Source organism: Bradyrhizobium sp. CB1717 (assembly GCF_029714325.1).
Taxonomy (GTDB): Bacteria; Pseudomonadota; Alphaproteobacteria; order Rhizobiales; family Xanthobacteraceae; genus Bradyrhizobium.
Genome location: NZ_CP121666.1, coordinates 7,392,970 through 7,412,107, shown reverse-complemented (window position 1 = coordinate 7,412,107; position 19,138 = coordinate 7,392,970). Strand labels below are relative to the sequence as shown.

Annotated in this window: 12 protein-coding genes and 4 pseudogenes; 6 read left to right on the top strand and 10 right to left on the bottom strand. The window is 59.6% G+C overall.

The features are described from left to right. Positions 1-726: 726 nt before the first annotated feature. Positions 727-1,830: pseudogene (locus tag QA649_RS34735) on the top strand (IS256 family transposase); the annotation flags it as partial. Between the two features lie 242 nt (positions 1,831-2,072). On the opposite strand, the gene QA649_RS34730 reads toward QA649_RS34735, so the two are convergent. The 4 genes and pseudogenes from QA649_RS34730 to QA649_RS34715 all read right to left on the bottom strand — a co-directional run bounded on the left by QA649_RS34730 (position 2,073) and on the right by QA649_RS34715 (position 5,580). Beyond that, positions 2,073-2,417 (bottom strand): hypothetical protein, encoded by a 345-nt coding sequence (locus QA649_RS34730; RefSeq protein WP_283021172.1) that lies wholly within the window; start codon positions 2,415-2,417, stop codon positions 2,073-2,075. A 1,232-nt stretch (positions 2,418-3,649) separates the two neighbouring features. Further along, a pseudogene (locus QA649_RS34725) lies at positions 3,650-4,357 on the bottom strand (replication initiator protein A); the annotation flags it as partial. Between the two features lie 15 nt (positions 4,358-4,372). Further along, a complete protein-coding gene (locus QA649_RS34720) occupies positions 4,373-5,134 on the bottom strand; it encodes a DnaA N-terminal domain-containing protein (protein ID WP_283021171.1) in 762 nt (253 codons plus the stop codon). After that, positions 5,131-5,580, bottom strand: a complete 450-nt coding sequence (locus QA649_RS34715) for a hypothetical protein (protein ID WP_283021170.1) — start codon at positions 5,578-5,580, stop codon at positions 5,131-5,133. The genes QA649_RS34720 and QA649_RS34715 overlap by 4 nt, the downstream gene beginning before the upstream one ends. Positions 5,581-5,634: 54 nt before the next feature. On the opposite strand from QA649_RS34715, the gene QA649_RS34710 reads away from it, so the two are divergent. Beyond that, positions 5,635-6,737, top strand: a protein-coding gene (locus tag QA649_RS34710; protein WP_283021169.1) for an IS3 family transposase whose coding sequence is annotated in 2 segments (ribosomal slippage) — positions 5,635-5,896 and positions 5,896-6,737 — 1,104 coding nt in all. Because the reading frame shifts where the segments join, the coding sequence is not laid out codon by codon here. A 313-nt stretch (positions 6,738-7,050) separates the two neighbouring features. Here QA649_RS34710 and QA649_RS34705 read toward each other — a convergent pair. Both QA649_RS34705 and hisC read right to left on the bottom strand, forming a co-directional pair. Continuing rightward, entirely contained in the window at positions 7,051-8,079 is a 1,029-nt protein-coding gene (locus tag QA649_RS34705) for an LLM class flavin-dependent oxidoreductase (protein ID WP_283021168.1), read from the bottom strand. Positions 8,080-8,311: 232 nt separating this feature from the next. After that, positions 8,312-9,409, bottom strand: a complete 1,098-nt coding sequence (gene hisC / locus QA649_RS34700; protein WP_283021167.1) for a histidinol-phosphate transaminase — start codon at positions 9,407-9,409, stop codon at positions 8,312-8,314. Between the two features lie 1,057 nt (positions 9,410-10,466). On the opposite strand from hisC, the gene QA649_RS34695 reads away from it, so the two are divergent. From QA649_RS34695 to QA649_RS34680, 4 genes and pseudogenes are all read left to right on the top strand, one after another. After that, complete coding sequence (locus tag QA649_RS34695; RefSeq protein ID WP_349254043.1) at positions 10,467-10,775, top strand: hypothetical protein; 309 nt, start codon at positions 10,467-10,469, stop codon at positions 10,773-10,775. Further along, positions 10,772-11,124: pseudogene (tnpB, locus tag QA649_RS34690) on the top strand (IS66 family insertion sequence element accessory protein TnpB). The gene QA649_RS34695 and the pseudogene tnpB overlap by 4 nt, the downstream one beginning before the upstream one ends. A 50-nt stretch (positions 11,125-11,174) precedes the next feature. After that, positions 11,175-12,641: pseudogene (locus QA649_RS34685) on the top strand (IS66 family transposase). A 49-nt stretch (positions 12,642-12,690) separates the two neighbouring features. Continuing rightward, on the top strand, positions 12,691-13,386 hold the full coding sequence (locus QA649_RS34680) for a UPF0149 family protein (RefSeq protein ID WP_349254085.1): 696 nt from the start codon (positions 12,691-12,693) through the stop codon (positions 13,384-13,386). Positions 13,387-13,898: 512 nt separating this feature from the next. Here the strand turns inward: QA649_RS34680 and QA649_RS34675 are convergent. The 4 genes from QA649_RS34675 to trpD all read right to left on the bottom strand — a co-directional run bounded on the left by QA649_RS34675 (position 13,899) and on the right by trpD (position 17,993). Next, positions 13,899-15,425 carry an AMP-binding protein gene (locus tag QA649_RS34675; protein WP_283026164.1) on the bottom strand — a complete coding sequence of 509 codons (1,527 nt, stop codon included), beginning with the start codon at positions 15,423-15,425 and terminating at the stop codon, positions 13,899-13,901. Positions 15,426-15,714: 289 nt separating this feature from the next. Continuing rightward, entirely contained in the window at positions 15,715-16,017 is a 303-nt protein-coding gene (locus QA649_RS34670; protein WP_283021166.1) for a hypothetical protein, read from the bottom strand. A gap of 129 nt (positions 16,018-16,146) precedes the next feature. Beyond that, the gene (gene trpC / locus QA649_RS34665; protein ID WP_283021165.1) at positions 16,147-16,965 is read right to left on the bottom strand and encodes an indole-3-glycerol phosphate synthase TrpC; all 819 of its coding nucleotides are present in this window, start codon (positions 16,963-16,965) and stop codon (positions 16,147-16,149) included. Between the two features lie 14 nt (positions 16,966-16,979). Continuing rightward, positions 16,980-17,993, bottom strand: a complete 1,014-nt coding sequence (gene trpD, locus QA649_RS34660) for an anthranilate phosphoribosyltransferase (RefSeq protein WP_283021164.1) — start codon at positions 17,991-17,993, stop codon at positions 16,980-16,982. Positions 17,994-19,138: the final 1,145 nt, after the last annotated feature.

Sequence of the window (19,138 nt, the reverse complement as noted above, 5' to 3'; positions counted from 1 at the left end):
TCGCGAGCGGCACCAATTGTGGGATGATATCTGGCCCGCGTAACAGCCCTGCGTCCTAAACGGCGTCCGGAAGGAACGACAGAACGCGACTAGCTAGCGAGCCTGTATCGCGATCAGGGCACTCGCAAGTAAAACGTGCAATTCCGTATCGCCGCTGTAGCGAGCTGAGCGCGGATATTTGATAGAACCGACTGTCGGTCGTCACGATAACACAGGGCTGCATTTCTGAAGCCTCTTTTCCGACGGATCCGACAGCAAGGCAAGATCGAGCGGAGTGAGGGTGCGCTGACGCGCTCAACCATTGGCACGATATCGCAATCCCGTACTCGAACTGGTTCTGACCAACGAATATTATCAAACCGAGGTAGTCAAGTAAACTAGCATTACAGTTGGTGCGCCGGGAGACCGGCAAGGAGTAGGTGGTGGAAGTCCACTGCGATGAAGGAGTAGCGATCCGCATCGGCCCCGAGCCGTGCGCAGGCGTCCGCGAGGATGTCGGCGAAGCGTCGGCAGGGGAACGCATAGGCCAGCCATTGAGCGTGTGCTGCAGCAGCATAGGAAAGGAGAGTTCGAGATGAACGCCTAGCATGTGCGTAAGCTGCGCGAAAAGATGGGGGTGGGCCCCCCGGGACTATGGCGGAATCTGGGTGATGACGGGTTGAGCGAGGCGGCGTATCGAGGCGGGTGATCAAGCCTGCCAGAACCTCTCAAGGAGAGCGATACGCCATGAACGAGACTATCAAGGTTTTCCAACTGCGCCAGCTCGGTCAGGTGGACGATCCCCTGACCGATATCTTGCGAGCCGGTGCACGCGATTTGCTCGCCAGGGCGATCGAGATCGAGGTCGTGGGCGGCGGCGATCAAGGTGAGAACGCGCTCTCATCCTGTTTGTCGCTCCATAAGGTCGAAGGCTTTCTGGCGAGCACGGCCGGTCTGACGTTGCCGGACGGGAGCGTGCGTGTGGTGCGGCATGGGCACGGTCCGGTGCGGAAGATTCAAACCGGAATTGGTTCTGTCGAGGTCGCCCGGCCGAAGATTCGGGACCGCGGCGCCACGCCGTCCGACCGGATCCGCTTCAGCTCGGCGATCCTGCCGTTGTGGGCGCGGCGGACGAAGAGCCTGGATGCGCTGTTGCCGGTGCTGTATCTGCGCGGCATCTCGACCGGCGACTTCCAGGACGCGCTGTCGGCGCTGCTTGGCAAGGAGGCACCGAACCTGTCACCATCGGTGATTTCGCGCCTGACAGCCGAATGGCAGGCTGAATACGAGCGCTGGCTGAGCCGCGATCTGTCGGCGCGGCGCTACGTCTACGTCTGGGCCGACGGCGTCTACCTGCAGGCCCGCATGGAGGATCACAGCGAGTGCATGCTGGTGCTGATCGGGGCCACGCCCGAAGGCAAGAAGGAGCTGATCGGCTTCCAGGTCGGCGTGCGCGAGAGCGCCCAGAGCTGGCGCGAACTGCTCATCGATCTCCGAAAGCGCGGCTTGCAGATCGCCCCGGAGATAGCCGTCGGCGACGGCGCGCTCGGCTTCCGGAAGGCGCTCGACGAAATCTTTCCTTCCACGCGGCACCAGCGCTGTTGGTGCCACAAGGTGAGTAACGTCATCGACAAGGTTGCCAAGTCCGTGCAGGTCGGCATGAAGAGAGATCTGCAGGAAATTTGCCTGGCGCCAAACCGGGCGGCCGCCGAAGCGGCGATCAACGTCTTCGCCGAGAAATATCGCGCCAAATACAGCCCCGCCGTTGATTGCCTGATCAAGGACCGCACGGCTCTGCTGGCGTTCTATGACTTCCCTGCCGAGCATTGGGTTCACCTGCGCACCCCGTCCGCATCGTAGGAAGGAATAGCTATCATGCGTCGGTGGGAGATAGCGAAGTGTCGTTTGCTCCAGCTGGCAATCGCCACTGCTGTTGGCTCCGTTGATGACGGCCAACGACGAGGCACTAATGGTCCCAGTGGTGCTGATGCCGGGGAGGATCAAGTTGCCCGGAAGCCATGCGGTGCTGAACGGATGAGGCCTGGACTGCGGCCATAGGCGAGGCCGAAGGGCGGCACCGCGCGTGCGCTATGCTACCATTTCCACGTATCGGGGCTCGTGGCGGTAACAAGCACCCCGATTCCGTAGCCGCTGATGGTGACAACGGCATAGGTGTCCCCGTCGTAACAGTTCAACTGGTACTCCCTGAATCGTTCTGACCAGCGCCAATAATCCCGGTTACCGCTGGACGGGAAAAACTGCTTTCGCGGCGAACCCCTGCCAGCCTCAAGCCCGTTGACGTCGAGCTTGATCTCGTTGCCGCCGCTCCTCCACAAAACGTGGCCCTTCAGCTTTTCATTGGTCAGATTTACCACGAAGAATTCGTGCCGTCCGCCGCCCTTCATTGCTCCCTTTTCGCCTTCTCTTTCCTTACTCATCACCGGCCCTCATGGCTCCCCTCCGCGCGAACGGCAGATTCGCCGGAGTCTGCTGACGTGATCCCGCCGTCTCAACTATCTGATCTGGCGGGCTGGCAGCCACATCCGGCCCGCAGTTCGCGGATACGGGTTACCGTAGAGGTGGGTCGGGCACCAGTTCCTGGCTTGCTCGCGGGTATAACCACGGGCCAACTGGTAGGGGATACAGCGCTCGACGGTACAGGCGGCGTCAACCCTGGACGGGGTGGCGTTGAGATCCTTCTGGGCGGCGTTGGCGGCGCCGCAGAGGAGACCGACGGAAGCCGCAACAGCGGCAGCGGGAAGAATTTCAAGGGATGCTCCAATGGGAAGGTGGTGGGCATGAGCTAAAAGGGAAGGCCCCCGGGGAGCGGAAGCTCCCGGTTTGAATCGGACAAGCGGGAACGACCGCCGTCCGATTGCCCTATGAACGCAGTGCGAAGCGCCTTCTGCCGCGCCAGCCTGTCGACGCAGGCCCTCATGTCGGAGCCCCGCGCACGCCGGGCGGACCCGGTCAGGGTGCCGAACGGTCCATGCTTGGCGTACGACTCCTTGCAGCAGGCCACGGGAAAGGTTGACGTGCGCACCGAGAGATCCTGTGCGGAAACCCCGGTGGCAAACATCGGCTCACGTGTCCCCGACCGCGGCCCCTCTTGAGGCCGTGGCATGCGCGTCCCGCTTTCGCGGGCGGCATCCGCTCGGGAATGATTACGTCGCCGAATGTTTAGCGGCAGACGATTGATTGCTGCTGAGATGGGCTAGGTTGCTCTTTTGAAGCTTTTGCTGGCCTAGAATGAATGGTGATAACACCGGGTGGCCGAAAATGATTTTATCGCGCTTCTGTGCAGCGCCCTTTAGCGTTGAAAGTGTAGCGTGAGTGACCGTTATTTTCAAGATCGTTTGTCAAACTTCAGCTCAGCACTGGGTGCTGGCTGGGGTCTCGCGCGGTGGACAACCGGCCCCTTCTTCTAGGGCCGGTTTGGCCAACGCGCAGCGCTTGGCGCGGAAAGAAGGATTTCTAAGGAAAGAAGGATAGGGGTCGAGGTGAAGTTTTCGCTCAATCACTTAGGTTGAAAACGGGTGATGTATGCGTCAGCGAACAGTGATGTATGTGTCAGCGGTGGGTGATCTATACGTCAGCGAGCGGTGATGTATGTGTCAGTGGTGGGTGGTCTATACGGCAGCGCCTTGATGCTCGTTGGGTGATGTATATGTCAGCGCACTGAATCGCTGACTAACAGCGGGCGCCAGGCTCGCAAAGACCGGTCGTCGGCCTTCCCAATCAGCTCGATACGATATTCGAGCAATTGACCGCCGCAGGCCTCGACCGCTTTCTTGAAGTTGCGGTTGAAATACTTTTGATCGGCGCGCGTCTGAAATCGCTGGGCCAGTTCGACTAACGAGACCGTAGACACTTTGCCATTGCTGTCCTTAGGCAACTTGAGCGAGAGGAGCCGATACAGTGCGCGATGCACCGGCTGGGCCAGGATCAAGTAATCGCGGCTGAACGTGCGAAGCATCGGCACCGCGCGCTCTACGATGCCCTGGTAAATCCAGTCCGGGATTTCAATGGCTAGGCGGCTAGCCTTGCCGTCCTCGGTTTGCGCCAACACATCGACGCGGCCCGTCAGATGAAACACGCCGCCGCGATATCGGGTCTTCTTGATGGAGTCGATGGTCACGGTCGTGCTCGCCAGTCGCCGCAAGCCATCCACCACGTCTGCGCTCGCATGGCCTCCCCACTTGGCCCGCTTGAACTTTACGACTTCGCTGATGCTGACCTCGAAGGTTCGAGGCGGCATGACCGGCGGTTTTACTTCATGCCCGGCTCTGCGGTCTGCCTCATAGCGTTCGACCGCGGCCTTGTACTGGTTGGCCATGTCGGCAAGCCAGCTCTGCATCATGAGCACCAGGTCGTAATCTTCCGAGGTCGGAAGCTACTCGCCTTCGGCCGCTTTGACGCGCAACGTCAGGCCTTGTGGAGACGTATAAACCAGCTCTCGGCGCTTTTCGTTGCGAGCATTGAGGGTGAAGGGCGTCATCTCCATGAGATGAACATCGTCCTTGAGGGCTACCTCCGACAGTTCCGGAATGAAAAAGTCGCGTTGAGCGTCGTCGGGCGCGACGGCGCGGAGGATTGTTTCAATCGGCGCGACGGCATCCACGGGCGCTGACTGTCCGTGCTCCAGCACCGACACTGTGACCGGCTTGCCGGTGACCTCAGAGGCTATCGACTTGAGGATGTCCTGGTAGTGTGCTGCGATGAACTGGGCTGTGAACTTTGTGCCGACCAGGACCAGTAGCCGGTCCGAGTTCAACTGGAACGTCGCGTTGCGGAACCATTCGGAGAAGGTCTGATCGCCAAGCTCCGCCTTGAGGCGTTTGGCAATCAATCGGCTTGGCTCGGTCATCTCCACGATCACACGATTAATCGTGTCCACGATTTCACGATTCGGCTGGAAACTCAGCTTCCAGCAAGCGAATGATTTCGTCGAGCATGACTGAAGGCACCCCAGTTTGACCCGCGCATGCAATTCGAGCGGCACGTCCAATGTGAAGCGTTTCCACTCGCGCTTGACCTTGGGCGGCGCTGTCGGCAGCGATTCGAGCGGCTTCAGATGCGGCTCGACGCCTTCGCTTACCCAGTTATCGGCCGACTTCGATTTCACCGGCATGTTGAAGCTAACAGTCTTGCTCATGCAGCCGCTTTCGCTTGGTTCATCGTGGTCAAGCTCCGAACGAGCCTGGCAATCTCCTTAGCGGCTTCGCTTGTGGGGTCTGCCTCTACGACGGACAGCCCTCGCGTCGCGCTTTCGGCATAAGCGACCCGTTGGCTTAGCGCCTGGTCGCAAACGGGAATGTCGAAGCTGGCTAAGGCTTTCACCACGTCCCGTCCGATTGCGGTGTTGGAAATCTTGCGGTTGATGACGAAGGCCACCTGCAAAGTCGGCTTGAACTGCCTGGCTTCGACGACAAGCTGTACCGTACCTGCGCGGGCCAAGGGTACCGACAGGCAGCTTGAGGGCAATAGAAAAACAAGAAGAGGAGGAAGTCGCGGGAGTGGGGTCGCATCGGGCGTGCGGGCACTGTTAGCATCCAGAATCACGAAACGCAAAAATGATCTGAGGCCGGAAAACTGGACCATTTTTGGCTAGAGTTGCGCTGCGTAAATCCCCTCGGCTGGGAGGAGCGGACAACGATGAAGGCCTCGAAGTTTTCGGACGCCCAGAAGGCGTTTATCCTGAAGCAGGGCAGCGAGGGGGGCGCGGTTGCGGAGATCTGCCGCAAGGCCGGGATCAGCCAGGCGACCTATTTCAACTGGAAGAGAAAGTACGACGGACTGCTGCCGACAGAGATGCGCCGGTTGAAGCAGCTCGAGGACGAGAACGCCAAGCTGAAGAAACTGGTGGCGGACTTGTCGCTCGACAAGGAGATGCTGCAGGACGTGATCCGCCGAAAACTGTGAAGCCTGGTCGGAAGCGCAAGCTCGTCGATGAGCTTTGCGGTGAGTGGCAGGTCTCGATCCGCAAGGCTTGTAAGGCCCTCGAGTTCGATCGATCGACCTATCACTACAAATCTCGTCGCTCCGGCCAGGCGGCCCTCGAAGCTCGGATCAAGGAGATCTGCCATGTTCGCGTCCGCTACGGCTATCGCCGTGTCCATGTGCTGTTGCGCCGCGAAGGATGGCGTCACGGCCAGAACAAGACCCGCCGCGTCTATCGCGAACTGGGCCTGCAATTGCGTAACAAATCGCCCAAGCGCCGGGTCAAGGCCAAGCTGCGCGATGACCGCCGGCCAGCGACGCGGGTCAACGAGATCTGGGCGATGGACTTTGTCCATGACCAGCTGGCAACCGGCGGCAAGCTCCGGGTGCTCACGATCATCGATATCTTCTCTCGCTTCTCGCCGGCGCTGGAACCGCGGCTCACTTTCCGCGGCACCGATGTCGTGGATGTTCTGGAAAGGCTTTGCAATGAAGTGGGAATCCCGGCGACGATCCGCGTCGACCAAGGCAGCGAGTTCGTGTCGCGTGACGTCGACCTCTGGGCCTACCAGCGCGGCGTCACGCTGGACTTCTCACGCCCGGGCAAACCGACCGACAATGCTTTTATCGAAGCGTTCAATGGCCGCTTCCGGGCCGAATGCCTCAATGCCCATTGGTTCCTGTCGCTTGCGGACGCCCGGGAAAAGGTGGAGACTTGGCGCAGATACTACAACGAAGAGCGGCCCCATGGAGCCATCGGCAATCGGCCGCCGATTTTGCTGCAAAATCACGCCGGCGCCACCAGCCCGCCAACGTGATTCAGAGCGCAAAACTCTAGTTCTGGCTGGTCCAAAGTTCGGTCTCGCTACAACAAACCCCGAGACTCTAACTGCCGCTGGATGAAAATTCAGTGGCAGGTCATAGGCATTCGAAGTCGTGAAATCCAATCCACACGGATGACGAAGAGGCCTTAGAATATCGGCCTCCTCTTGAACGCGCCGCAGAGAACCCAGGAGATCGGTCTGTCACTGCCGCGCCGACCGAGTTTGGGGGTGTGCTGTGCTCTGCAGCACATTGGAGCTCATCGAGCATCTCACGCAAAAAGTTGTTTTGAGTGGATCTCGAAACCATTCACCCCTCTGGGGCGATGAATTCAGAGTGGATCGCAGCTGCCGTGTTAACGGCTGCGTCGACAGGCAGGTTTCCAAATGCGGGCTGGCAAAGAAGATAGTTAGCACCGGCCTCTTCCAGATGATGAAGAACGGTCTGCCGCACAGAAGCTTGCGTTCCTACGACGCACAGTTCACTTTCGATTGCGGCCTCGAAAGTCGGAGGAAGATTGGCGGGCAGGGATAGCTCGTTCAACTCGTATAAGAACTTAAAGCTGGTGAGCCAGCGTTCGTAAGCTGGTGCGGCGAGCGAATAGGCCTCTGCTTCAGAACGACCAATCACGATCATGCGGAGCAAAGCAATAAACCGGTCCCTACCTTCAGCCAGGCGCTTGGTTTTCTCATGAGCGCGAAACACGTCGCTGACTTTGCGAACAACAGAAGACGGCCCCACGCACGCAAGGTTTGCGCCATTTGCTGCTGCCCAACTGGCGGACTCTAGCCGATTTGTAGCGACCCATGTCGGAGGGTGCGGACGCTGGTGGGGCGAAAGGGTCAGAGGAACACCGTCGAGGACAAAATGCTGCCCCCGGTAGTTTAGAACTCCGCCATTCATCGCATTAAGAAGGATTTGGGAAGCTTCTTCGTAACGACTGGGAGCCACATCCGCGTCCACCCCGAAATAAGTTAGTTCCATCGGGAGGGAGCCACGCCCAATACCCACTTCAAGTCTGCCATTACTCAAGTGATCCAACATGCAGATCTCCTCGAACGCACGCAGCGGGTGATAGAGGTTGAGCAGCATGACCAATTGGCCGACGCGAAGCCGCCGGGTGCGCTGTATCACGCTGGATAAAAACAGGTTGGGCGAGGGGCTTCGTCCATGGGGGGTACAGTGATGCTCCGCGAGATGATACGCATAGAATCCGAGGCGATCGTAGGTCTCGGCCAAGACCAGACGGTCTGCATATTGATCGGCAATACTGCGCCCATCTTCATCAAAATGATCGAAGATGCCGCAAGTCAGATTTGAACCAAGGATGTTAGTCACTAGACTATCTCCAGTGTGTGAGGTTGAGGACCGCTGGCTGTCGAAAGCTGAAGCGGCCGGGCGAATGCGTTGCTTTTGATGCAGGGCCGAGTTCATGCCGCCTGCGGCGATAGCTCTGCGGATCCAGAGCGTACGTCCGACAGCAGATCGAAGAGGCGGCCTGGCGAGGAGCCGGGCGGGCGCGCCAAACCTTCTTGCTCACGTGCCCGACGGTTGGATGAACATGACGGACTTAAGAGCTGTCTGCTCCCCGACGAATCTTGTCGACGGCCTCAAGAAATGGGTCCATCTGGTTCCTTGTACCGATGCTAACGCGAATACAATCTTCTAGACCGTCATCCGGAAAGAAGGCGACAAGGATCCCCTGACGCTCCAAAGCGCTCTGCCACCATTTGCCGTCCCGACCCGCAGGCACACGGGCGAGGAGAAAATTCGCGTGCGAGGGTATTACAGAGAACCCGAACTCGGAGAGCGCGCCCGAGACTCGCTGCCGTTCATGCTTGATGTGGTTGTGGTTCTCGTCATAAGCGCGACGATTGGAAAGGACGCTCATGCCAACGGCGTGCCCAATCACATTCATGTTGAACATATTCTGGATGTTACGAAGCCTCCCAATCAGCTCGGGATGTCCGAACGCGAAGCCAATGCGAATGCCCGCGGTTGCATAGCTCTTGGAGAACGTACGCAGAATCAGAAGATTTGAATATCGGTTCACCAGGTGCAGCCCGTTCTCAGGCGCGAAGTCGATATACGCCTCGTCCAGCACGACCAATCGGTCATACTTCGCTACGAGGCGCTCGATCTCAGCGACTGGCACGAAGGCGCCCGTCGGATTGTTCGGATTTGCCAACAGAATGAATTTGGCATGTCTTGCAGGTCCGAAGAGAAAGCTGTCGATCGGCAGGCTGTCAAGTTCGTTGCCGCGGACTTCAATAAACTGCGCCCCTTGTAACGAGGCTAGCTTACGGTTGAACGAGAACCCCGGCGACAACATTGCGATGCTGTCACCCGGAGCAAGAAAAGCTCTATAAATCAGGCTAAGAAGTTCAGATGATCCATTACCAGCCATGACGCGATCCGCGGACATGCCATAGGCGGCGGCCGCTGCTTCCCTCAAGGTGATATTGTCATGCTCTGGATACAGGTATTGCCGCTCTAGCGCTGCAATTGCACTTCGCATCACAATGCTTGGCAACGGAAATGGATTCTCATTTGCATTTAGCCTCATCAAACAAGCAGCCGGCGCTGGCCGGCCCGCCGGGAGAGCGTCCAATTCGCGAGCGATCGGAGTAAGCGATGACAGCAGGCTCGGTATTTTTGCGTCTGTCATGATTGTCTTTCGTTCTCCGGTGAAGAGTTTTGCGCGAGTGGCGCGCCAACGGCGCCGAAAGCTGGCGGGCTGGGATGTTCGAACTAAGCAGTCTTAGTGGGGTCGAGCGCATCGGGTCAGGCGCCAGCAAAGGTGAGCTGAAGTCACCCGTGCGGGTGGGCTATCTCGATGCTGTGAGCAGGACGAAACTCAACTGATCTGAACGACCAAGACGCGTTTGCTGTCCGTCGTCTTGAGCTCAGAAGCTATTATTTTCCGCATCACACAGCTCCGTTGCAAAAGGATCCAGAGATCCAGTTCTTCAACGAGCGACGTTCCAAGCTGGCGGACCCCTTTGATGGCGCTATCGATGTATGTTAGCCACGAACGAATGGGTCCGCAGGTCTTGTCGGGCGAAGTCTCTCGTTCAAAGACTGGGGCCGTATCGATCATCCTCGCGCTGTCCAGTACAATCCTCTATCCTTCGCTCAAGCAGTTTCCGACCAATCATCCTCGTGGTGCCGAATCTCATCCGTTCTCCCGGCACTCCGTCGAGAAGTGAGCCTCTGAACCCTAAGCCGCGGCCTAGCTGGAGTTGGTGTGGTGATGCACCACCGCCTCGTTGTCTTAGATCGTACAATTTGACGCCACGTACGATTCAAGCCCCTAGTGCGCCTTGCAGTCAATTTCCTGGACTCAACCGGATCGAAGGCGTTGGAGTGTATACTGGCGCGTGCGCGACGCCTGCTTCAGCAGAACCAGCACCAACTTGGACCGAAAGTCTACTTTGCACGGGCTGGAGGTGGGATCTGTTGAAAGAGCAGGACACACCGACCTTACGTAAGCGGCATGACGCCCCCACCTAGCCATCCTTCGGTTTGCGCGCAATACAGCCTGGCATGAGCGGTTCGCTGGAGGTGGAACGATGGCAAATGCCATGCTTGATGTCAGACAGGAAGGCGATTCTTATCGTCGCGTCGAGGTAATCACCGGGGAGCGCCGGCGGCGATGATGGACGGGCGAGGAGAAGGCCCGGATCGCGGCGGAGAGCTTTGAGGAAGGTGCGAACATCTCCGAGGTGGCGCGACGCAATGGCGTTTTCCGCGGGCTGCTCACGGTGTGGCGACGCCAGGTTGCGACGGTGGTAGCCGGCAAGGCGTCGAGCTTCGTGCCGATCCAAATTGGGGCCGAGAGCGACGGCGAGACGGCCGGCGAGGCCGAGCGCAGTTCGCCAGCACAGACGAGGCCTTTGGAGATCGCCGCGCCGCCGGCGAAGGCCTGCGGAGTGATCGAAATCGAACTGAGTGGGGCGCGCATCCGGGTTGAGCCGGGCGTGGAGCTGGCGACGCTTTTGACGGTGCTGTCGGCGCTTCGGGGCATCCGTTGATTGCGCTGCGGTCTGGCCTCAAGGTGGTGCTGGCGACACAGCCGGTCGATTTCCGCACGTCGGTGCACACGCTGTCGGCGCTGGTGAGCGAAGCGCTGCGTGCGAACCCGTATTGTGGCGACGTCTTCGTGTTCCGCAGCAAACGCATGGACAGAGTGAAGCTTTTAGCGTGGGACGGCAGCGGCATGGTGCTGGTGACGAAGTGGTTGCACCAGGGGCGTTTCACCTGGCCGCCGATCCGCGACGGTGTGGTGCATCTAAGTGCGACGCAGCTCGCGATGCTCTCGACGGACTCGAGTGGACGCGTGTCTCTCCCAAGCCTGCGAAGCAGCCGGCCGTTGTTGGCTGAGAGGTGAGGATTTCGCTGGAGCATGGAGTGGGCGCATGTATCGTTCGATCATGGCGATTCGCCCCGATGCTCTCCCGACCGATCCGGCGGCTCTGACCGAGATGGTGCTCGCGCTTGACGTCGAGAACGACGAGCGGCTTGCCACGCTCGTGGCCGAGCAACTCGCGCTTGAGCTTGACGACCTTGAGACCGGCGCCACCCCGCCTGCGGGAAGCCGTCTGACACGCAAGAAGGCGCGCCGCAACATCGGCGCGCTGCCCAAGCACCTGCTGTGCTGTGAGCAGGTGCTGGAGCCGGAGGCGACCGCCTGCCCGTGCTGCCAGGGCCAGCTCCACAAGATCGACGAGGACGTCAGCGAGGTGCTGGACGTGATCCCGGCGATCCTGCGCGTGTTGCGGACGATCCGTCCCAAATACGCCTGCCGCGGCTGCACCGATGGCGTGGTCCAGGTGAAGGCGTTGCCACGCCTGATCGAGAGCGGCATGGCCTCAACCGCGCTCGTGACTCACGTGGTGGTCTCCAAGTTCGCCTGGTATTTGCTGCTGTACCGGCAGGTGCAGATTCTGGCCGGCCAGGGCATCCATCTTAACCGATCGACGCTTGCCGGCTGGGCGAAGCGTTGCGGCCTGGTGGCTCAAGAGCCTCTATGAGCTCCAGCTGCGCACAATCCAGGCCTCGCCGCGCGTGTTCTGCGACGAGACTCCGATGCCGGTGCTCGATCCCGGACGACATCGCACTCGCATCTGCAGTTCTGGGCGCATGCCATGGATGACCGGCCATGGGGTGGCCCTTCGCCGCCGGCGGTCGCCTACGTGTTCGCCGACGGCCGCGGCACCGAGGAGATCGCCGGACAATTGACGGATTTTTCCGGCATTCTGCAGGTGGACGGTTATGCCGCCTACAAGGCGCTGGCCCGCGACCATGGCGGCGCGATCCAGCTCGCCTTTTGTCTCGCCCATGCCAGACACAAATTCGTCGAGGTGTTCAAAACGACGCAATCGCCGTTTGCGCGCGAGGTGATCGAACGCCTGCTGGCGGTCTATGCGATCGAAGCCGCGATCCGCGGCAACAGTGCGGAGCAGCGGCTGGCCACCCGCCGCACCAGGAGCGCAGCGTTGATGGTGGCGCTCAAGGCGCGACTGACCGAGATCGTGGGCCAGCCCTTCTCCCAGTCGAAGCTGGCAGAGGCGATCAACTATGCGCTCAATCACTGGGATGGCCTGACGCTGTTTCTCCGCGACGGCCGCGTCGAGGTCGATTCCAACACGGTCGAGCGTTCCATGCGCCCGATTGCCATGGGAAGACGCAACTCGTTGTTCAGCGGCAGCGAGGGCGGCGCCGAGAGCTGGGCGATCCTGGCGTCGCTCGGGAACACGGCAAAGCTCCATGAACTCGACCCGCAGGCCTACCTGGCCGACCGCATCTTGTCCGGGCAAACCAAGAGCCATCAGCTGCACGAGCTGCTCGCCTGGAACTGGAAGGCGGCGCGCCAGCGCACCGCACAGGCCGCGGCATGAGCCCGTGTCGTCATAAAGCAGCGTCGGCGATGGCGGTAGCCGCGATGCCATTAAGAAGCTCGAGCGATGGCTCCAGGCTCGCGTTGATCGGCATCCTGTCGCCACCAGCATTCCCACGCTCGATGGCTACGTCGCCGCGATCGTGACCGGACCGGTGTCGATGAGCCCGCTCGACTGGATCTGCCCGCTGCTCGCCATCGATGCCGATGCTTTCAACCACGTCGGCACCCCGGACTTCGCGGCGATTTCCGCCGTCGCGCTGCATCATAACGAGATCCGCCAGACCCTTTCGACCACGCCTCGCCAGTTCGCGCCGATGCACCGGCGCGAAGCCAACGGCGATATCGATGCGTCGCGATGCGGCTCAGGCTGTCGGCGTGGGCGCCGTTGCTGGACACCAGCAACGTCAATCACGGCCTGCTGCTGCCCGTCCTGCTGCACTGTCGCGACGATCAGGGCCGTCCGCTGCTCGGACCGCCGCGAAGCGGCCGCGAAACCGAGGACTTTCTCCGCAACGCCCACCTCGATATTCGAGCGGCCGTCGAGGCGCTGCGCCAATACTGGATGCCGATCCGCTACGCACGCGCCCGCGGATCACTGCGGATGTGGGAGCGCATACCGGTTACGACCTTACGTTTGGCGCCGAAGTTTAGGTCGGCAACACGCTGGTTCACGCCAAGACGGGCAATTCGTGGCCCATGTGAAGACGATGCTCTGCAACGGCTTAACGATCACACACTTGTAACCGTCATCCTCCAGATGGAGGTGGCAATTAAACAGCATCGAGCGCACGGGGCTCGACCGGCTGTCGCCGCGACTTCCCCGCATTACACGCTAAGGGCGTTCATCTCGGGACAGAAATGGCGGCTTACACCACCAAACCAAGCGCACTCCGCGGGGGGCCACTGTCGAGCCGGTCATCGCCAGATCAGATCGAGTGCGGCACGGGCAATTAACGATGGTATCGCGAAGGAGACGCCATCGACGCGGTGCTCGAGTGCTGGCTATCACTTCCGGGCCTCGCCGTGGGGGAAACTTGTGTTGCGCCCAAGTTTCTCTCCTGGCTCGGCTCGTCCGAGGTTCTTGATTCATACGGACGACTACCTGTTTTAGTCGACAACTCCGAACCGATTACTGCGATCTTGTGTGACACAAGAAGGCCCGAAGCAGATTGGAGGCGATGATGGCTTGAGTAGCCAAGTCGGGCTTGAAAGGTAGATACTACCGTTGGTGTCCAATCCCATACATTCAATCTGCCTAGATTTGACTGCTTGTGCGGGCATCGAGCTCCTTCAACTTGAAATGCTGGATTTTGCCCAACTCCGTCTTCGGCAACCCATCTGTAAAGATGATTTCGCGTGGCGCCTTAAAGCCTGCGAGCTGCGCCTTCACAAAGGCGATCAGCAGGTCCGCCTCAATCCGGGCCCCGGGCTGCTTGACTACATAGGCGACGGGCACTTCGTCCCAACGAGGGTCGGGCCGGCCGATAACGGCGCACTCCGCGACATCGGGGTGCCCCGTAAGCACCCGCTCTACCTCCGCCGGATAAATGTTTTCTCCGCCGGAAATGATCATATTCTTCTTGCGATCCAGTACCCAAAAATATCCATCCGCATCGTGGCGACCGACATCGCCAGTATAATACCAGCCGTTGCGCAAAACCTCGCGGGTTGCATGTTGGTTGTTCCAATATTCGCAGAAGAGATTGGGCCCGCGTACTGCAATCTCGCCTGCAGTGCCTGGCGGCAGCCTATCGCCGGCATCATTCATGATTGCCACTTCGCAGCACAGGCCCGGCAGTCCGGTCGAACCATCACGTGTGAGATCGCCGCCTCGCCGTGTATAGAGAGCAATTGGACTGGTTTCCGTCGAGCCATAAACCTGCAGCACCGTTACGCCGCGTTCGGCCAATTGTTTGATGACGTGCCTTGGCACCATGGTTGAGCCGGTGGAGATGGCCTTCAGTGAGGATACGTTGACCATCGGCCACCCGGGATGACCGGCCAGAGCTTGGATCGTCGCTGGCACCAATACAGTTAACGTGGGTTGATCGCGCTCAAACGCTGCAAGCGTTGCCTCTGGCGTAAACCGCCCGTGGAGCGTCACGGTTGCGCCGTAATGCAGCGCTGGCGTGGTCAGAATGTTGAGGCCGCCGACGTGAAACAAAGGCAACACGGACAGGATATGATCGCTGGGGTCGAGCCCATGCATGTGCCGACTCATGACGCCATTCCAAAGCAAGGCTTCCTGGCGCAGCACAGCGCCCTTGGGTCGTCCCGTAGTTCCCGACGTATAGACGATCAGGAGTGGGCAGGACAGATCGACATACGCGTTGCGGTCATCACCGCGCGCTTCCTCGAGCAGCTCACACCATTTGATTCCGCCGACTGGGTCAAAGTCGAATCCTATAATGGTTGCCGAGGGCAACTGCTCCGCTAGCGTCGGGAGGAGTCTCTCAAAGGCCGGTTCAAGCACAAGGACTTTGATACCAGCATCGGACAGGATGAAGAGCTGCTCGGCGATCGCAAGCCGCCAATTTAACGGTACGAGAATTGCGCCGAGCCGGGCGCAGGCATACAGCAGAACGAGATAGTCAGGCCGATTGAGGCTAAGGATCGCAATGCGGTCACCTCTCTCGACGCCGAGCCGGGCTTTCAAGGCTCGCGCGGCCTGTTCGATACGGCCGACGAGAGCGCCATAGGTCAACGTGGTCCCCTCAAAATGGATTGCGGCTTTGTCGGCCTCGAACGCCGCGTTGCGCTCAACCAGAGTGCTAAGATTTATCATCAGTCGCTCGCCGTTTTCGTCGTTGACATCGTCGTCGTTCCGACGTGCCCAAATGGAAAGTCAGATCGTGGTTCGTGGAGTTCGATTGCGTTGTCATCGGTTGATTGAGGAGCGGCTCCCAGGCGGTCGCGGGCCCGCTACGCCAAGCCATCCAAGATCCGATTTGGACCGCCACCAGACCAATCCCCTTGCTCCCCGATGACGGCCGGCGGCAGATACCTGCGGCAACCCGGGGGGTAACGTCTACTGAATAGGCCGCCTCGCTACGGGAGTGGGGCGTCCATAATCAGAAGTTTTTCTCGATGTGCACGCGAATTGCGTTTGCGTCGACATCGATCCAGTTTAGCTCGCGGGCCAATTCAACCATCTTTCGGTAAGCTGTTGCCCAGGAGTTATCGTCATGCGGGGTGCCTGGCAGAACGGGAATAAGATCAACAGGTACCAGTGCATTGTCCCTGTCCGCGATGACAATCCCTCTTAAAGCAGGCGATCCTACAGGCGCTTCAGCCTTGAATACGAGCTTAAGCTTACGGAAATCGAAGGGATCGTGCAGGTGTAGGCCACGTTTACGTGAGTATTCGATGATCATTGCGATACGTTTCGAAAGAGTTGGCCGGACCGTCAATGTAGGTCGAGGCGATTGCTGCCACGCGCATAGGCCGATGCCTTTCTTGCCGAACGGGAGCTAATCGAGTCGAAGCGGAGGATTCTGCGTGCATCAATGCGTTCCGGGCCTAACGGCAGGCCGGTGCGATAGCAGCGCAAGGGTTCCTGCCGTGACATCGGACTGTCGCATCAAGCTCTCGCCGACGAGGAAAGTTGAGACGCCCACCCGTGAGAGCCGCTGCAGATCGGAATTCGCAAAGATGCCGCTTTCGCAGACGGTTAAACGGTCTCGTGGAACCAGCGGCGCCAGCGCTTCTGTGATCGCTAGGGTTGTCACAAAGGTACGCAGGTTACGGTTGTTAATGCCAATCATGGGCGAATGAAGCCTTAGCGCGCGCTCGAGCTCCTCCCGATCATGGATCTCGATTAGGACGTCCATACCATATGAATGTGCGGCGGCTTCGATATCGCGGGCAGCGCCGTCGTCGAGAGCCGCCATGATGATCAGGATGCAATCAGATCCATAGGCGCGCGCTTCGATTACCTGATAGGTATCGAAGATGAAGTCCTTTCGCAGTATCGGCAGACTTGTTGCAGCTCGCGCCGCCATCATAAAATCGAGATGTCCCTGAAAGGACTTCCCATCCGTCAGGACCGAGAGGCAGGCTGCTCCGCCGGCTTCATAGGCTTTCGCCAGCAAGGACGGATCGAAGTCGGCGCGAATGAGCCCTCTAGAGGGGGATGCCCTCTTTATCTCGGCAATTAGTGCGTACTCGCGCGCAACATGCTTGTTGCGGATCGCGCTGACAAATCCACGTGGCGCCGGAGCACGCCGTGCGAGCGCCTCGACCTCTGATAGCGGAACTGCTCCCTTGGCGTAGATGATCTCCTCGCGCTTATAGGCCTCGATCCTGCTCAGAAAGTCCGACATTGGCTATCCCGTCGTCAAGCGTTTGACACTTCGATCAGACGCTTCAGTCGGGCCGCTGCGGCGCCCGTATCGAGTGATTGCTCTCCAAGGGCGACGCCCTCCTTTAGGGTCTTGACGTGGCCGGCGACCACCAGCCCTGCTGCGGCGTTGAAAATCGCGATGTCCCGATACGGGCCTCGTATGCCTTCCAGCACGCGTTGTAGCGCCACTGCGCCAGCGTCGGCATCGCCGCCCTTTAGACTTTCTCCGCCACAACGAGTGAGGCCTGCTTCCTCCGGCGTCACCTCGAATGTGCGGATACTGCCCTCGCTAAGTGCGGCGACTAGAGTAGGACCGGTAAGTGTGAGCTCGTCGAGCCCATCCAAACCATGCACGACCCAGGCCGACTCAGCGCCAAGAGTCTTCAGCACTTCCGCGAAAGGCTGCACCCACCGTCGCGAAAAAACCCCCACAAGCTGCCGCGTGATCCCTGCCGGATTGGCTAGCGGGCCCAGCATATTGAAGATGGTACGAGTCGCAAGCTCGGTCCGTGTCGAGCGGACGTGCTTCATCACGGGATGATGGATGGGCGAATACATAAATCCAATTCCAGCTTCGCGCACACAGCGGCCAACGCGATCAGGATCCAGATCAAGCCTCACGCCGAGCGAGGCGAGGACGTCGGCGGAGCCTGAGCGCGATGAGGCCGCTCCGTTGCAATGTTTTGCAACTGGAACGCCAGCGCCTGCGACAATGAAAGCGGCACATGTGGACACGTTCACGGTGCCAGAACCATCCCCTCCGGTGCCGACAATGTCGATTGCCTCGGCGGGCGCGCTCACCCGGAGCATCTTGCTGCGCATGGCCGAAACCGCTCCCGTGATCTCTTCGACGGTTTCGCCCCGCACCCGCAGCGCCATCAGGAGCCCGCCAAGCTGTGAAGGCGTGGCCTCGCCAGACATGATTATTTGGAATGCTGATGCTGCTTCTTCGTGGGTCAATCCGGCGCCGGTGGCGACTTTCCCAATGCTAGACTTGAGGGAGTCCATGGTGAGTGCGAGCCCAATCTTGGTTGCTGCTGGTCGCGGAAGTAGCTGGGTGATCTGGTAGTCGGGTGGACGAAGCGTGTCGTCGGCCCTTCATCTCGCGACAAAAAGTCGAACCTCCCTCAGGAACTCACGACAAATACATCTATTCGCCGTGTTCCAGGCCATCGCAGCCGCAGGGAAAGACGGTGCCTTCGGCTGCGGCCGTTTCGTTCTTGCGCGGCGTACCGTCTGCCCGTGGCCCATGACAGTGTCCTGCCGCTCGCGTCATAAGTTAGAAGTCGATGCACACGGGGCCTTCCTCTATGCTGCTCTTTATAGGCCCAATCGCGCTAGTACCGTCGGGGCCAAATAGATCGAGGTTGGCGCCACGATCAGCGTACAGGCTACAACCTGACGCAACGTGCGTTTCAAGCCCTGCGACGGCGTTCTAGCGGCTTATTCTGGCGGACGGTCGTCCACGCTCGCAAAGCGACAATCATCTGCCGACGCCAACCATGGACATGTAGAAGGATCACGCGAATTGGCAGTCAAATTCGACGTAGTAGGCATTGGCGTCGCGTTTGAGGTGACGCGAATAAGCTGTATCGGGCCGCGGAAATTCCACCGTCGCACTCACTTATCACTAGAGCGCAGTGCAGCTCTCCTAATGACGATCCAGGTCTGAAGGCAAGAGCAATCAGCGCTACGGCTGCAGGCCAACGTCAATCGGGGCAGCAAGCTCCCTGACGGGCGGGAGGGAACTTAACTCCGCCAAAGACGTGTCCATATCGTCTCAGTGCGAGCGATTGTCAGGCCAGCTTTCTCGAGAGCATCCAAGATGTTCTCCGCAGCCACCCGCGGACTGCCCTGATGTTCTTTGTTGAGGTCATCCGATAACGCGCCGGCGATGAGCGCAACCGCTTTGTTGCGCCGCGGGCAGTCGTAATCGGCATACTCGCCGCAAGCACTACACGCCCTCACCGGTCGGCCAGTCCAGGGATCGTGCAAGGCGCTCTGGTACCATTTATTCGAGTGACATTTTGGGCACAGCATAGACGCAGATTCCTTGACTATTGAGCTTCGCGCGATGTCATAGTCGGCTGCACGACTTCTTTGGGCTCTACGTCGGCATCAGGGTCGGGCACAAGCCAGCCTGCACGCGCCAG

Bases quoted from the DNA above. Each gene is read 5' to 3' on its own strand.
- trpD (WP_283021164.1), bottom strand. From the start codon at position 17,993: ATGGACTCCCTCAAGTCTAGCATTGGGAAAGTCGCCACCGGCGCCGGA.
- QA649_RS34715 (WP_283021170.1), bottom strand. From the start codon at position 5,580: ATGGTCCAGTTTTCCGGCCTCAGATCATTTTTGCGTTTCGTGATTCTG.
- QA649_RS34730 (WP_283021172.1), bottom strand. From the start codon at position 2,417: ATGAGTAAGGAAAGAGAAGGCGAAAAGGGAGCAATGAAGGGCGGCGGA.
- hisC (WP_283021167.1), bottom strand. From the start codon at position 9,409: ATGACAGACGCAAAAATACCGAGCCTGCTGTCATCGCTTACTCCGATC.
- QA649_RS34670 (WP_283021166.1), bottom strand. From the start codon at position 16,017: ATGATCATCGAATACTCACGTAAACGTGGCCTACACCTGCACGATCCC.
- QA649_RS34720 (WP_283021171.1), bottom strand. From the start codon at position 5,134: ATGAGCAAGACTGTTAGCTTCAACATGCCGGTGAAATCGAAGTCGGCC.
- trpC (WP_283021165.1), bottom strand. From the start codon at position 16,965: ATGTCGGACTTTCTGAGCAGGATCGAGGCCTATAAGCGCGAGGAGATC.